Below are 13,793 nucleotides of genomic sequence, written 5' to 3' on the forward strand. Positions count from 1 at the left end.
CTAATTTAAAAAACCAAGATGCTTTAAAACATCATCACTGATGTTTTGCCGGGGGTTCACATAAATGACACCTGAATTACCAGCCATATCAAAAACGGCATCAAGATTATCACGGTCTGCAATTTCCTGAATGGCTGCAGATACTTTTTCCTGAATGGGATTAATCAGAGCTTCCTGACGTTTCATCAGTTCTCCTTCAGGTCCAAAATACTGCCGCTGCAATTTTTTAGCACTGTTTTCGAGTTGAACAATCTCTTCTTCACGCTGTGTTTTCATATCGGCAGAAAGAAATACGCTCTCCTTCTGATATTTTTTATATAATTGTTCTACCTCGGCGTAAATATCCTTTATCTCCTTCTCCCACTTTTGTGAAAGCTGGTTCAATTGTTCCTGTGCTGCTTCGTAGGCCGGGATATTCGACATAATATATTGCATATCTACGAATGCATATCGTTGTGCGGTAGCACTTTGTGTGCTCATAAAAATACCGCCAACTGCGAGTAATAAAATTAAAAACTTTTTCATCCGCATATTATTTATTTTTTAGGCCGATTACTCTGACCTCTTTTATCAGGGAAATTAATGTCTGCCCATAAAGTACTATTTACTGTGTTACGCTTTCCGTCAAAATACACATTTACGAAAATGTAAACTCCGTTTTTGGCGGCTTCGCTATCCTTGCAACCGGCACTTTCTGAACAGACACACATATTGTGAAAATTTTTACGAGTTTATAGACACGCACTAATTAGTCCCGATTAATCGGAATTTGTTTTATCCCCAATCAACTTAAAGTTTCCTAACCAATTTAGAGAAACTTCTTACAAAAACCAAACCACGCTTAACGGCTTATCCATCAGAAATTTTGTCCGATAACAAAGTGGAAATTGCTTCCACTGGCATTGGGGCTGCCTGGAACCTCGTCGAAACCATACCCCCAGTCGATGCCCATAAGTCCGAAAATGGGTAAGAAAATTCTCACTCCCACTCCGGCTGAACGTTTCAAACCAAACGGGTTATAATCCCTGAAATCAGACCATGAATTTCCTGCTTCTGCAAATACCAGTCCGTAAACAGTTGCCGATGGTTGCAAAGTCAATGGATAACGCATTTCCAATGTCAACTTGTTATAGATGTTTCCATCCTGTCGTCCGTTGGTGAGCGGTGTCAATGATGCATTCTCATAACCGCGAAGACCAATGGTTTCGCTTCCATAATAACTATAGCCCGACATGCCGTCACCGCCCAACACAAATTTCTCGAAAGGAGATTTTTTATTTTCATCAAAATAGCCCAGAAAACCACCTTCAACTTTAGTCATCAACACCAGCTTATTGGCATTATCCAAAGGTTTAAAAGTACTACCTTTAAAGGTCCATTTATGATACTCAATCCACTTGTACCTTTCTGAATCAGGCATATCCGAATCGGAATAATCCAGATCATCAAAATAACTATAGGGTGGTGTAAACTCAAGCCCCAGAGTGAAATTGGAACCATTTCTGGTATACAACGGGTTATCTATCGAATTTCTGGAAAGCATTACCTTGAAATTTAAGTTATTACTGTTTCCATTCTGCATCAGAAAATAGACCCAGTTTTTAAGATCGTAACGCTGATAGCTGGCCTGGGTATAAAGCTGGAAATAGTCGTCGGGCCAACGCAAACGCTTCCCGAATCCAACGGATATCCCCGTCACTTTCATGTGTTCATCGGGATCTTCCTCCAGTGGCGGATAATAGCCGCCATAGCCACTGTAACCATAACCACCGTAGCCGTAGCCACCACCATAAACATTGCTGTAAGGATTTCCATAATAATAACCGCTGCTGGTGCCTGTCTGGATAGACCTGTAAACAGAGAAGCTGAAAGAATTAGGTTTCTTACCGCCCAGCCAGGGTTCTGTAAAGGAGAAGCTGTATGACTGATAATATTTGCCGTTGGTTTGCGCTCTCAACGATAAGGTTTGCCCGTCGCCGGTAGGCAAAGGACGCCAGGCTTCCTTATTTAAGATATTACGCACAGAAAAATTGGTAAACTTCAGTCCCAGCGAGCCGACAAACATTCCGCCGCCCCATCCGCCGGAGAGTTCTATCTGATCATTGGCTTTTTCAACAAGATTGTATTCAAGATCAACTGTCCCTTTTTCAGGGTCGGGAAGTGGAACAGGATTAATATTCTCAGGATCGAAATGGCCCAACTGTGAAAGCTCCCTTACTGTTCTAATTAACTCCGATTTATCGAATAACTCTCCGGGTTTTGTTCGTAACTCCCGTCTTACAACGTGTTCATGAGTTTTTGTATTTCCTTTAATAATCACTTCGTCAATCGTGGCCGGTTCACCCTCGTAAACCCGCATCTCAAGATCAACCGTATCATTATATATTCTGACATCTACCGGCTCAATGTTACTAAAAAGGTATCCATTGTTCATATAAAGGTTATGAACGGCATCATCATCGGTATACAAGCGTTCTTCCAGCAAGGTTTGATTAAAAACATCGCCTTTTCGAATCCGAAGTTTTTCTGACAAGTAGGGCCCGGGATAGACAGTATTTCCTACCCAACTGATATCGCCAAAATAGTATTTGTTGCCCTCGCTGATTCCGATTTTTACATCTACCGTATTGTCAGGATTTCTGGAAACGGAGTCGTATTCTATATAAGCATCACGATAACCTTTTTCATTATACTTTTCAATTACCGTATTCAGATCGTTTTCATACTCTTCCTGAACGAATTTTTTAGTCCTGAAAAAATTCAGGATTTTCCCTTTCTCATTGGTCTTTTTCATGAAGCGATTCAGCTTATGATCTGAAAACACTTCATTTCCTTCAAATTCAAGGCTGCTAACCTTAACCTTGTCTTTTTTGTCCACCTCAATATCAAGAAAAACATGATTGGGCTTACTCGGATCGTCCCGTTGAACAATGGTGACTTCGGTATTGTAAAAACCTTTTTGAACGAAGTGTTGTTTGATATAACGTTTGGCTCGGTCGATCAGATAAGGTGTCACCTGTGAGCCCTTCATCATGGATATCTTACTTGTAATATCCTCAATCTCGGATTTCTTCAATCCTGAGAAGTTCATTTCGGACAACCTGGGACGCTCCTGAAGGTGAATGTTGAGGTATATATTATTTCCTTCAATTTTTTCGGCAGTGATTCTTACATCGGAAAACAATCCGTATTCCCAGTACTTATCAACTGCATTTGAAATATCTTCACCAGGAACGGTTATTTTTTTGACCCACTTTCAGCCCGGAGAGATTAGCCAGAATTTTGGGATCATTGTTTAGATCGCCCGTTACTGTTATGTCAGCAATAATGTATTCTTTAGGTTTCCCTGAATAAGAAATCTCCGGTATTTCATCCTGAGCGTAGAGAGTTGTAATAGAAAAGATTAAAAATAAGTATGCTACAAATTTGCGTTTCAACATTACTAATAATTTATTTTTTTACCTGATCACTAATTTTACCGAAACGTCTTTCCCGACCCTGATAATCGAGTAGTGCTTCAAAGAAATGTTCCTTGCGAAAATCGGGCCATAATACGTTGCAAAAATATAATTCTGAGTAAGCAATTTGCCAAAGCAGGAAATTACTGATGCGTAATTCGCCGCTGGTTCTAATCAGCAACTCGGGATCAGGCATATCTGCTGTTTCAAGATACCGGCTGAAAATTTCAGCATTAATTTGGGAGGAATCAAGTTTGCCATCACGGACGTCGTTGGCGATATGTTTCACACCTTCAACGATCTCCCAGCGAGAGCTGTAGCTTAACGCCAGAACCAGCGTAAGTCCGTCGTTATTTTTCGTTTGTTCAATGCAGGCAGCAAGTTTTTTTTGAACATCCTGAGGTAAAGTTTCTTTACACCCGATAGACTTTAGTTTCACATTATTGTCCATAAGGGTTTTGGTTTCCGAGGAAATGGTAGAAACCAGCAACGACATCAAAGCATCAACCTCATTCTTTGGTCTGTTCCAGTTTTCGGTGGAAAAAGCGTAAAGTGTAAGGAATTTCATTCCCAGTTCGGCCGCAGCCTCTGTCACTTCACGAACAGACTTCACCCCGTGTTGGTGTCCAAACACCCTTGCATTACCCCTTTTCCTTGCCCAGCGACCATTGCCGTCCATTATTATGGCCACATGCTTCGGTAATTTTTCCTTATCCAGCTGTTCTCTGACTGACATATAATATTATTAAGTATAAAATATCAGCAAAAAGTGATTTGAGAAACTTTGAAAAAACAGAGCTCCAACATCTTCAACTTCGCATCAGACTTTAATATCCGGCATTACAGGAAACCTTTCTGTGGAAAAGATCAAACGTAACTAATACGCCTGCAAATGAATACCAATCATTATTGTGTAGCGAAGACGGCTGGTTAAATCCATAAGGGTCGGATGGATCTATGGCTCCGTGCCCCATCGTGTCCAGATCGTCAACAAATGTTTTTCTGAAATTCCATTCCAGTCCAACATGCACCCAATCAGAAAGTTTCCACTTTATTCCTATTCCGAACGGCAAAGATAATATAAAATGTGGGTTTTCAGAACTACCGCCGTCATCAGAATAATAACGACGATAGAGAGTTGATGCTATACCGGCAGTTATGTAGGGAGAAAAACGGGTTTCATCTCTTCGAAAAGGATGATCGTATTCAAAAAAATTTACTTCAATCTGGGCTGCCATATCGGCCATGGTTCTATCGAAGCTATATTGTGGCGATGAGTTCCCCGTAACAGAGGGATACTGAATATCCTCACCAGGGTAGTCGCCCTGAATATTTACAGCCGTTAATGTTCCTTTAAAAGCGATGCGACTATTGGAAACAACCCTGAAAACACCCCCCAAAGAGGGTTGAACGCCATAGAATTGTTTTCCGGGATTCAGATCGCCATTATAATAGGAACCCCCGATGAAAAATCCGGCCTCAATTCTTTCCTGGCTCCACCCCGTGGTGTAAGACAAAAGAAAAAAAGCAAGAATAACAACAAAAAAAGTCCGGAATTTGAATATCATTAATATGCTGGATTTTTTTCAATACTTTAGTCCACATCCTAAAAGTCTCTTTTAGGTGCAGATTCAAAAACCTATTATGGCAACCTTTGCCAAACTCGTTTCTTCAGAAGCTCTTTTACTTTTTGGAAACGTGAAACAGAATGGTTTATTGCTATGGAAACATAACCGGAGTATGACATTCAAATTTGCTTCTGACATTCATTACATTCTTGTTGGGGGGGTTCTATTAACAAACTTGAGCCCGGTATAGAAAGCATCTTTGTTGCCAAACTCTGTGCTGTTTTAAATTTTTGCATCCTCATTAACAAATAGTTAACTCCGGTAAAAAAATTTAAAACGCCTTGATTTTGACAAAAATATGCTTTTTATACCGCACTCAAACTTTAAATCTCACAATATGTGTGTCTGTTCAGAAAGTGCCGGTTGCAAGGCTTGCGAAGCCGCCAAAAACGGAGTTTACTTTTCGTAAATGAGTATTTTGGCGGCAAGCGTAACTCAGCAAATGGTACTTTATGGACAGACACTTCTAATTAGTGTGTATCTATAAATTACACAAAAGTTGTTTCTAATCATGTGTCTGTTCAGAAAGTGTCATTTACAAGGCTTGCGAAGTCCGAAAATACGGAGTTTACTCATCGTAAATGAGTAATTTTCGGACGAGCGTAACACAGTAAATGGTACTTTATGGACAGACACTTCTAATTACGCTTATCGGCACCCCACATAAGTTTATTTCGCAGCGTGGCATAGAAACTTTGATTGGACCTTTCAACCATATTGATGGTGAAGGCTGCTTTTCTTATTCTAAGTTCAGTATTCTCGTCCACCACAGCACTTCTTGAATCGAGTGAAGCCAGGAATTTACCCCCTCTGCCCTCAATTTTGAGCATCAGTTCCATATCGTCGGGAACAACCAGGGGCCTTACCGTTAAATTGTGCGGAGCTATCGGCGTGATAATAATTCCCTGGGAAGAAGGGTGCATTATCGGTCCGCCCACGCTCAACGAATAAGCAGTAGAACCTGTTGGAGTGCTCACTATAAGTCCGTCGGCCCAGTATGAATTTAAAAATTCATTATTCAAATAGGCATGAATTGTGATCATAGAGGAACTGTCCTGTTTATGCACAGCCAGCTCATTCAAGGCATAATTAAAATCACCGATCAGATTGTTGGGAGAAACGAGTTCAAGCAATGTAAGCTCCTTAACTTTGTATCGGCCACTTTCTATTTCCTGAAGGGCGGCCGGAAGCTCATGACGTGAAATGTCAGCCATAAAACCAAGCCTGCCACTGTTAATACCAACAACAGGAATCCCTGAGTCACGCACAAATGTCACTGCTTTCAAAAAAGTGCCATCGCCGCCAATACTGAAAAGCATATCAACAGGTGGCAGATCATCCGGTGCGGAGAAGAAACCTGCAACATTTGGTCTCAGCTTTACCTTTTCCAGCAAAAAATCATAAAAAGGCTTGTAGATGTATATTTTAATGGATTTTTGATGAAGGTAGTTAAACAACTGATGACAGTTGTCGAAAAATACATCTCCGAAACTCTTTCCAAATATGGCAATTTCCATTTCTTTTTTGATAGCGAAGATAACAAAACGAAGCGGAATCGGCGTCAGACATTCAGGTATTTCATCAGGGATTCATAATTACGCCTTGTAGTATCATCAATCTGCGACTCCCCAACATACGTGACCTTTACTTTGTAACCATATCTTTCGAAAGCATTTACCACGACATTTACGTCAACACGATTCAATTTTATAGTAATTTTCAAATAATCTGTTGATTGATTCTGAGATACATACAAACTCAATATTTTGGCATCGGCATCTTCAACTATCCGTGCAATTTCAGAAAGGGCATAGTCACGCGGGCCAACCTCAATCTCGATGATTCCGCCTGGTGTATGTGCAGCAATCAATTCCGAGAACCTCAGTAGCAAATCATTTTGAGTGATCACCCCTTTATATTCTTTGTTAATATTCAGTACAGGCACCAGGGTCAGTTTCAGCCTGGCTGCAATTTCTATCACTTCATAAATATGCTGATGTTCGAATACATAAGGTTTCATCAGCGATAACCGATGGTTTCCCAACGGCTCCTCCGCTGCATTCAGATCATAAATATCTGTATCTGAAATAAGCCCTAAAAAAACTTTATTGTTGACTATGGGTAGATGTGAGACCCTGAAGGCTTCCATCCAGCCTAATGCATCCACCCCTGTATCCGAGGTCTTCAAGGCAGGAACAATATCCGATATTAAATCTTTTGCCAACATAATAAATGCGCTTTCGGGAAATACTTTGTAACTTTACCGTTTTGAAAAAGCATCAATACCAATGCCAAAACATCTCGTCTTGGTGAAAAATACATCCAAAATTTTAAACATACAAGCCATTCAGGTGTTTAATTTGCCGTTGGTTTTAATTTAGTTTCATTCATATCATGACAAAACTAAGCGTTAATATTAACAAAATTGCGACTTTACGCAATTCCAGAGGAGGCAACATTCCTGATGTTTTAAAAGCAGCCATCGATGTTCAGGAATTCGGGGCCGACGGTGTCACCGTTCACCCCCGTCCCGATGAACGCCACATTAAATATAAAGATGTTTACGAAATTCGGCCGGTTATTAAAACCGAATTCAACATAGAAGGTTATCCCTCCCCAAAATTTATGGAACTGGTTAAATCGGTCCGTCCTCATCAGGTAACACTGGTTCCTGATCCACCCGATGCCATAACATCCAACTCGGGTTGGGATACCATTACCAATCAGTCATTTCTGCAAGACATAATCGGGGAGTTAAAAGAATGCGGCATCCGTACTTCCATTTTTATTGATACCAATCCTGATTTCATTATAAATGCGGCAAAAACCAACACCGACAGAGTAGAACTTTATACCGAGCCTTATGCAGCCCAATTTCCTATAGACCCGGAAAAGGCTATTGAACCATTTGTCGAGGCAGCCAATATTGCCAATAAAGCAGGACTAAGAATTAATGCCGGTCACGACCTTAATCTTCAAAATCTGAGATACTTTAACGAACGAATCCCTTTTATTAAGGAAGTTTCAATTGGACATGCTCTTATTTCCGACGCTTTATATTACGGACTGGAGCTAACCATAAACATGTACAAGGAATTACTTATCAAGGAAAAATAAAATGGAGCTTTTCTTCCGCGAAAAAGGACAGGGCAATAAAACCATAATCATCGTGCACGGATTATATGGATCTTCGGATAACTGGATATCGGTGGCCGGAGAATTCGAAGATCAATACAGAGTGATTCTTATCGACCAGCGCAACCATGGCCGATCTCCGCACAACGACGTTCATTCTTACGAAGCAATGGCCGAAGACCTGCGTTCACTGATGGAAAAACTCAGCATCGATAAAGCCATTCTTATCGGACACAGTATGGGCGGAAAAACCATTATGCGATTCAGTTTGAAGTATCCCGAAATGGTAGAAAAAATGATCGTTGTTGATATTGCGCCTAAATCATACCGTTCTTTCTCTAATTATGCCGAGATAACTGCCAACCACAAAAAAATCATTGATGAACTTATGGCTGTCGACCTGTCGAAATTCAAAAGCCGTAACGAAATTGACCAGGCTCTGAAAGATGCTTTTCCGGCAAAGAGATTAAGAGCATTTCTGATGAAAAATCTTAAACGAAGAAAAGATGGACGTTACTTATGGCAAATAAATTTCGAGGCATTAAAGAACAATATGGATGAGATCATGGATGGTTTTTCAGAACTGAACAAACCGGATCGTAAAATACCTGAAACCATTTTCATCAGAGGTGAAAAATCGCCTTATATTCAGGATGATGATACACTGGTGATAAACAAATTCTTCCCCGGCTCGCAAGTGATTACCATACCGGACGCGGGACACTGGATACATGCAGAAAAGCAGGATATCTTTGTGAAGACGGTAAAATATTTCCTCGATTCATAGGTTGTTTCAAACCGATTTTACTTTTTCAGGGTCCAGCAACGGTTCTCCCTTAAGCCTCAGGAACAACTGGGCTGTTGCCAAAACATCTTTTTCGCAATAACGGGCAATTCGCTCCACATCATTCTCCTCATAGTAGACCCGTGCCACTTCGCTTCCGTCAATATCGTCCTTCGGAGATGGAATCCCCAGAATATGCGTCAGGAGATTGAGCGATGTATAATGTTTGTAATCGCCAAATTTCCACAAATCAAGGGTATCGATAAATTTCACTTCCCATGGTTTCTTACCTGCAACATCTAAAATATCGGGTAATGGTAGTCCGTTTACAATCATCCGGCGGGCTATATAAGGAAAATCAAATTCTTTGACATTATGTCCGCAAATATTGGTGCCCGGAATAGCAGTAAAACTGTTAAGAGCTGAAGCAAATTCCTGTAGAAGCTTTTGTTCGTCGTGACCGAAAAAGGATTTGACCCGAAATGTACGGGTTCCGTTTTCGGGTTTAATAAAACCGGCAGAGATACAGACAATCTTTCCGAATTCAGCATAAATACCGGCCCGTGCATAATCCTCAGAAGGGGTTACTTCCCCCCTGGCCGTTTTGGCCGATTTATTCTCCCAGAGAGCCTGCATGGTTTCGTCGAGGTTCTCAAAATCGCGATGCTGAGGAACTGTTTCAATGTCAATAAACATTATCTTTTCGGCGGAAATGTGGTTAAGCATAGATTGTTAAGTTATTAGATTGTTAAAAATGTTAGATTGTTAAAAATGTTAGGGTGTTAAAAATGTTAGGGTGTTACCCCTAATATTCGTGTTTTATTTGGCAAAATAAATGATCTGTCACCGCTCCGCGGTTAATTGTTACTAACTTTATTGGTAATGTTACCGCTCTTTTACCGCTCCGCGGTTTTAGTATTATCACAGTTAATAACCGCGGAGCGGCGACAGAACGGTAGAATTATGTAATAAGAAAAACAAAAAGCTGCGGAGCTACGACAGATAATGTATAAATTTGTTTGGTTCTGGTTTATCCAGGTTAGGGGAACCGCGAATTTAACGAATTAGGCGCTTAGCGCATAAAACTAACCAACATGTTGTTTAAGTTGGCTAAATCCCTCTTAGGGGCCTTTTTTCAGGCTTGTCCTGAAAAAACATAGTACCTTATCTCTAATTTTGTTGTATTTTTTGGCAAAATATTTTCTTTGTACCTATCAATAAATGGCTGCACCATTTATTGTTTTTTCTCCCAAAATTGCACGAATTCTTGCAAGCAAAAGCAGAGCTAAGCGACCTTTTTTTTTTAAAGGCCTGGCCGTTTTAATGTTGCACGAGTGCGACAAAAATTCGCGTTAATTCGCTAAATTCGGTGACGACTAAAATAATTGCGTAGCAAATAACTAATCCTACAAAGTATGGCTTAAACTTTTTAGTTATTTTTGGTTCTGGCTTGTTCAGGTTAGGTATATAAATATATTCACAAAAAATTTATCGTATGATCAAACACATTGTACTTTTCAAATTTAAAGAAAATTTAAGAAGTGAAGAAAAGCTGGCATCTATTAAAGAAGGCTTAGAAGCACTGCCGGGAAAAATAGAGAGCCTGAAAAAGATGGAGGTTGGCATCAATTGCAATCCGGAAGAAAAATATGATCTGGCACTCACGGCCGAAGTAGGCGATATGGAAGGATTAAAGGCCTATGCTGTTCATCCGGAGCATTTGAAAATTGGCGCCGTTATCAGAGAAATACTTGAAGAAAGGGCTTGTGTAGATTATGAATTTTAATAACTGAATGAGGCTGTCCAAGAAGAAGAAATTATCTTACCTTTTGGACAGCCTCATTCATCATTGAGCCCGGTCTAAAAAGCATCTTTGTTGCCAAACTCTGTGTTGTTTTGACAAAAATATGCTTTTTATACCGCACTCATCAGTATAAAATTAGCCTGAGTTATTGGTCTGATGGAACTCACATGATTGGAGTTTATACATGTTCTCTTATGACAAACCTTGTCATGCTCGCTTCATTGTGTTAAATTGTATCTGAATAATAAGCTTTGGGTTCTTCCCTGAGATTGTAACGCGAAACCATCACTTCACCATAAGCTCCTGCACTTCGGAGAGCCACTAAATCGCCTCTCTTCATTGCGGGAAGATCAAGTGCTTTGCCAAAACTATCGGAGGATTCACATATCGGCCCGACTACATCATATTTCATTTTTACACCATCAGGATTTGTTAAGTTCTCAATTTTATGACTGGCCTGATAAAGTGCAGGACGTATTAAATCGGTCATGCCGGCGTCAATAATGGCAAACCTGGTCTTCACCCCTTCTTTCACATACAACACCCGCGAAATAACATTACCACACTGTGCAACGACTGACCGTCCAAGTTCAAAGTGCACTTCCTGCCCTGATTTTAAGTCAAGAAAATCTTTAAATACTTTAAAATAAGGGGCAAAATCCGGAATAGGATTACCTGCCGGATCTTCATAATCAATACCGAAACCACCGCCGACGTTAATGATTCGGGGGAATAAATGTCTGGAAATAAACCAGTCCTGCAACTCATTAATTCTCAAACACAAGTCTTTAAAATTATCAAGATCAGTAATTTGAGAACCTATATGAAAATGCATCCCCTCAAATTCCACATGGTTCATCTCCTTCATCCTGTCAATCACCTTTTCCAGGTCTGTCATACTGATACCAAACTTATTCTCATCAAGCCCGGTAGTGATGTAATGATGCGTATTGGCATTCACATTAGGATTGATGCGAAATGCCACTCGTGCCTTTTTACCGGCATTTTGCGCAAGTTCGTTGATTATCTCCAGTTCGGGTAACGACTCTACGTTGAAACAGGCAATATCATGCTTCAAACCTAACTCTATTTCCCAATCGGCCTTTCCAACGCCGGCAAAAACAATTCCATCCGGGGTGAACCCTGTATCCAGGGCTTTTTGTATCTCGTAACCACTAACACAGTCTATTCCAAAACCTTTCTGACGTATCTTCTCCAAAATACGATCATTGGCATTGGCCTTTATGGCATAATGAACATTAAAATTATATTTTTCAGACTCTTCCTTAACCAACGACAGGGTTTTCTCTAACAAATCCATATCATAATAATAAAAAGGTGTCTGAAGTTTAGTAAATTTTTCAGTTGGGAATACAGTCATACTCTTTACAAAATTTTTAAAACAGTTTAGCACTTAATGCCTGGAGGGCATCTTTTTTATCTTTAGCATTAATCAGCAACGAAATATTATGCTCGCTGCCACCGTAGGATATCATTCTTATCGGGATTTCCTTCAGGGCTTCGAAAATCCGATTGGCATAACCCTTATTCTCGGCCACTAAATCACCAACAACACACACGATAACCTGATCGCGATCCACCTCGACGGTGCTGAATTTTCTCAAATCGTCGACAATTTCCTCAAGATGACGGTCATTATCGATGGTAACCGAAACCCCCACTTCCGAAGTAGTAATCATATCAATGGAGGTTTTGTAACTTTCAAAGATTTCGAACACTTTGCGCAAAAAACCATAGGCCAGAAGCATTCTTCCCGATTTGATCTTTACTGCTGTAATATTGTCTTTTGCGGCAACGGCGGTAAGCCGGTTTTTGTGTTGTGACGAAGAAATGGTTGTACCAGGGGCATCGGGTTGCATGGTATTCAGTATCTTCACGGGAATATTGGCAAGTTTTGCCGGTAAAACACTGGTAGGATGAAGAATTTTGGCACCAAAATAAGCCAGCTCTGCAGCTTCATCAAAAGACATCTCGGCAATAGAACGGGTATTTTCAACATACCGCGGATCGTTGTTATGCATGCCGTCAATATCGGTCCAAATCTGTATTTCTTCAGCATCCACAGCGGCGCCTATTAGGGAAGCAGTGTAATCACTACCTCCCCGTTGCAGGTTATCCACTTCACCAAAAGCGTTGCGGCAGATATATCCCTGGGTAATAAACAATTGGGTTTCTGAATATTCGCTTAAAATGCGTTCAAGGTTTTCCTTAATATAACCAGTGTCCGGTTCACTGTTTTTGTTCGTCCGCATAAAATCCAAAGCAGGAAGCAACACAGAATCATGTCCGTTTTCCTGAAGATAAAAGTTAAACAATGCAGTGGTAATCAATTCTCCCTGGGCAAGTATGGCTTTCTCCTCAAACACGGTGAAAACATCCCTGGTAAATGACTTTATATAGTCGAAATGCGATTTAACAAGCTCTAACCCCTTAATTCGGAATTCCTCTCCGGAAAAAAGCTCATTGACGGTATCGAGATATCCACGTTCCAAACGGTTTATAACTTCATTGGCGCCATCGTAATTCTTTTTGTATAAATAGTTGGCAATCTCAACAAGGTTGTTGGTAGTTCCCGACATGGCCGACAAAACAACAATCTTACGTCCCGGTGTTGTAACAAGCTTTGCAACATTTTGCATATTTTGAGCGGAGCCTACTGATGTACCGCCAAATTTTAATACTTTCATTATACTATTGTTTTTTTTTAGTGTCTGTCCATAAAGTACCATTTTCTGTATTATGCTCGCCGATCACTATTTAGTGTCTGTCCATAAAGTGCCATTTACTGTGTTATGCTCGTCCGAAAATTACTCATTTACGATGAGTAATTTTCGGACTTCGCAAGCCTTGTAAATGACACTTTCTGAACAGACACACATACTGTAAAAATTTTTGCGAGTTTATAGACACGCACTATTTAACCTGCATTATTCATAAATTATCTATTACGATGCTCAACTACC

13 protein-coding genes are annotated in these 13,793 nt (G+C 40.3%); 3 read left to right on the forward strand and 10 right to left on the reverse strand.

Features of this window, described 5'->3' with window-relative positions; genetic code table 11:
* From OQ5_RS0102640 to OQ5_RS0102675, 7 genes are all read right to left on the reverse strand, one after another.
* Positions 1–525 carry an OmpH family outer membrane protein gene (locus OQ5_RS0102640; RefSeq protein WP_026055078.1) on the reverse strand — a complete coding sequence of 175 codons (525 nt, stop codon included), beginning with the start codon at positions 523–525 and terminating at the stop codon, positions 1–3.
* Between the two features lie 331 nt (positions 526–856).
* The gene (bamA, locus tag OQ5_RS20030) at positions 857–3,184 is read right to left on the reverse strand and encodes an outer membrane protein assembly factor BamA (protein WP_255297348.1); all 2,328 of its coding nucleotides are present in this window, start codon (positions 3,182–3,184) and stop codon (positions 857–859) included.
* A 40-nt stretch (positions 3,185–3,224) separates the two neighbouring features.
* Positions 3,225–3,440: a hypothetical protein gene (locus OQ5_RS24105; RefSeq protein WP_255297349.1), complete on the reverse strand. Its 216-nt coding sequence runs from the start codon at positions 3,438–3,440 to the stop codon at positions 3,225–3,227.
* 10 nt (positions 3,441–3,450) lie between these two features.
* Complete coding sequence (locus OQ5_RS0102655) at positions 3,451–4,194, reverse strand: isoprenyl transferase (protein WP_016776007.1); 744 nt, start codon at positions 4,192–4,194, stop codon at positions 3,451–3,453.
* 91 nt (positions 4,195–4,285) lie between these two features.
* Positions 4,286–5,026 carry a DUF6089 family protein gene (locus OQ5_RS0102660; RefSeq protein WP_016776008.1) on the reverse strand — a complete coding sequence of 247 codons (741 nt, stop codon included), beginning with the start codon at positions 5,024–5,026 and terminating at the stop codon, positions 4,286–4,288.
* 698 nt (positions 5,027–5,724) lie between these two features.
* On the reverse strand, positions 5,725–6,603 hold the full coding sequence (locus OQ5_RS0102670) for an NAD kinase (protein WP_016776010.1): 879 nt from the start codon (positions 6,601–6,603) through the stop codon (positions 5,725–5,727).
* Between the two features lie 44 nt (positions 6,604–6,647).
* Positions 6,648–7,313: a CBS domain-containing protein gene (locus OQ5_RS0102675; RefSeq protein WP_016776011.1), complete on the reverse strand. Its 666-nt coding sequence runs from the start codon at positions 7,311–7,313 to the stop codon at positions 6,648–6,650.
* A 167-nt stretch (positions 7,314–7,480) separates the two neighbouring features.
* Between OQ5_RS0102675 and OQ5_RS0102680 the strand changes: the two genes are divergently transcribed.
* Positions 7,481–8,203 carry a pyridoxine 5'-phosphate synthase gene (locus tag OQ5_RS0102680; RefSeq protein WP_016776012.1) on the forward strand — a complete coding sequence of 241 codons (723 nt, stop codon included), beginning with the start codon at positions 7,481–7,483 and terminating at the stop codon, positions 8,201–8,203.
* A gap of 1 nt (position 8,204) precedes the next feature.
* Positions 8,205–9,008, forward strand: coding sequence for an alpha/beta fold hydrolase (locus OQ5_RS0102685; protein WP_016776013.1), 804 nt, complete (start codon positions 8,205–8,207; stop codon positions 9,006–9,008).
* Positions 9,009–9,014: 6 nt separating this feature from the next.
* Here the strand turns inward: OQ5_RS0102685 and OQ5_RS0102690 are convergent, their stop codons facing one another.
* Positions 9,015–9,731, reverse strand: a complete 717-nt coding sequence (locus OQ5_RS0102690; protein ID WP_016776014.1) for a 3'-5' exonuclease — start codon at positions 9,729–9,731, stop codon at positions 9,015–9,017.
* A 769-nt stretch (positions 9,732–10,500) separates the two neighbouring features.
* On the opposite strand from OQ5_RS0102690, the gene OQ5_RS0102700 reads away from it, so the two are divergent.
* Positions 10,501–10,791, forward strand: a complete 291-nt coding sequence (locus tag OQ5_RS0102700; RefSeq protein WP_016776016.1) for a Dabb family protein — start codon at positions 10,501–10,503, stop codon at positions 10,789–10,791.
* A gap of 244 nt (positions 10,792–11,035) precedes the next feature.
* Here OQ5_RS0102700 and lysA read toward each other — a convergent pair whose 3' ends face one another.
* A complete protein-coding gene (gene lysA / locus OQ5_RS0102705; protein WP_016776017.1) occupies positions 11,036–12,190 on the reverse strand; it encodes a diaminopimelate decarboxylase in 1,155 nt (384 codons plus the stop codon).
* 16 nt (positions 12,191–12,206) lie between these two features.
* The gene (locus tag OQ5_RS0102710; protein ID WP_016776018.1) at positions 12,207–13,517 is read right to left on the reverse strand and encodes an aspartate kinase; all 1,311 of its coding nucleotides are present in this window, start codon (positions 13,515–13,517) and stop codon (positions 12,207–12,209) included.
* Positions 13,518–13,793: the final 276 nt, after the last annotated feature.

The sequence above is a fragment of the Anaerophaga thermohalophila str. Valhall genome, from assembly GCF_000250735.1.
GTDB lineage: Bacteria > Bacteroidota > Bacteroidia > Bacteroidales > Marinilabiliaceae > Anaerophaga > Anaerophaga thermohalophila_A.

Excerpts from the sequence above, each read along its gene's own strand:
- OQ5_RS0102640 (WP_026055078.1), bottom strand. The coding sequence starts at position 525 with ATGAAAAAGTTTTTAATTTTATTACTCGCAGTTGGCGGTATTTTTATG.
- OQ5_RS24105 (WP_255297349.1), bottom strand. The coding sequence starts at position 3,440 with ATGTTGAAACGCAAATTTGTAGCATACTTATTTTTAATCTTTTCTATT.
- OQ5_RS0102655 (WP_016776007.1), bottom strand. The coding sequence starts at position 4,194 with ATGTCAGTCAGAGAACAGCTGGATAAGGAAAAATTACCGAAGCATGTG.
- OQ5_RS0102660 (WP_016776008.1), bottom strand. The coding sequence starts at position 5,026 with ATGATATTCAAATTCCGGACTTTTTTTGTTGTTATTCTTGCTTTTTTT.
- OQ5_RS0102670 (WP_016776010.1), bottom strand. The coding sequence starts at position 6,603 with ATGGAAATTGCCATATTTGGAAAGAGTTTCGGAGATGTATTTTTCGAC.
- OQ5_RS0102675 (WP_016776011.1), bottom strand. The coding sequence starts at position 7,313 with ATGTTGGCAAAAGATTTAATATCGGATATTGTTCCTGCCTTGAAGACC.
- OQ5_RS0102680 (WP_016776012.1), top strand. The coding sequence starts at position 7,481 with ATGACAAAACTAAGCGTTAATATTAACAAAATTGCGACTTTACGCAAT.
- OQ5_RS0102685 (WP_016776013.1), top strand. The coding sequence starts at position 8,205 with ATGGAGCTTTTCTTCCGCGAAAAAGGACAGGGCAATAAAACCATAATC.
- OQ5_RS0102690 (WP_016776014.1), bottom strand. The coding sequence starts at position 9,731 with ATGCTTAACCACATTTCCGCCGAAAAGATAATGTTTATTGACATTGAA.
- OQ5_RS0102700 (WP_016776016.1), top strand. The coding sequence starts at position 10,501 with ATGATCAAACACATTGTACTTTTCAAATTTAAAGAAAATTTAAGAAGT.
- lysA (WP_016776017.1), bottom strand. The coding sequence starts at position 12,190 with ATGACTGTATTCCCAACTGAAAAATTTACTAAACTTCAGACACCTTTT.
- OQ5_RS0102710 (WP_016776018.1), bottom strand. The coding sequence starts at position 13,517 with ATGAAAGTATTAAAATTTGGCGGTACATCAGTAGGCTCCGCTCAAAAT.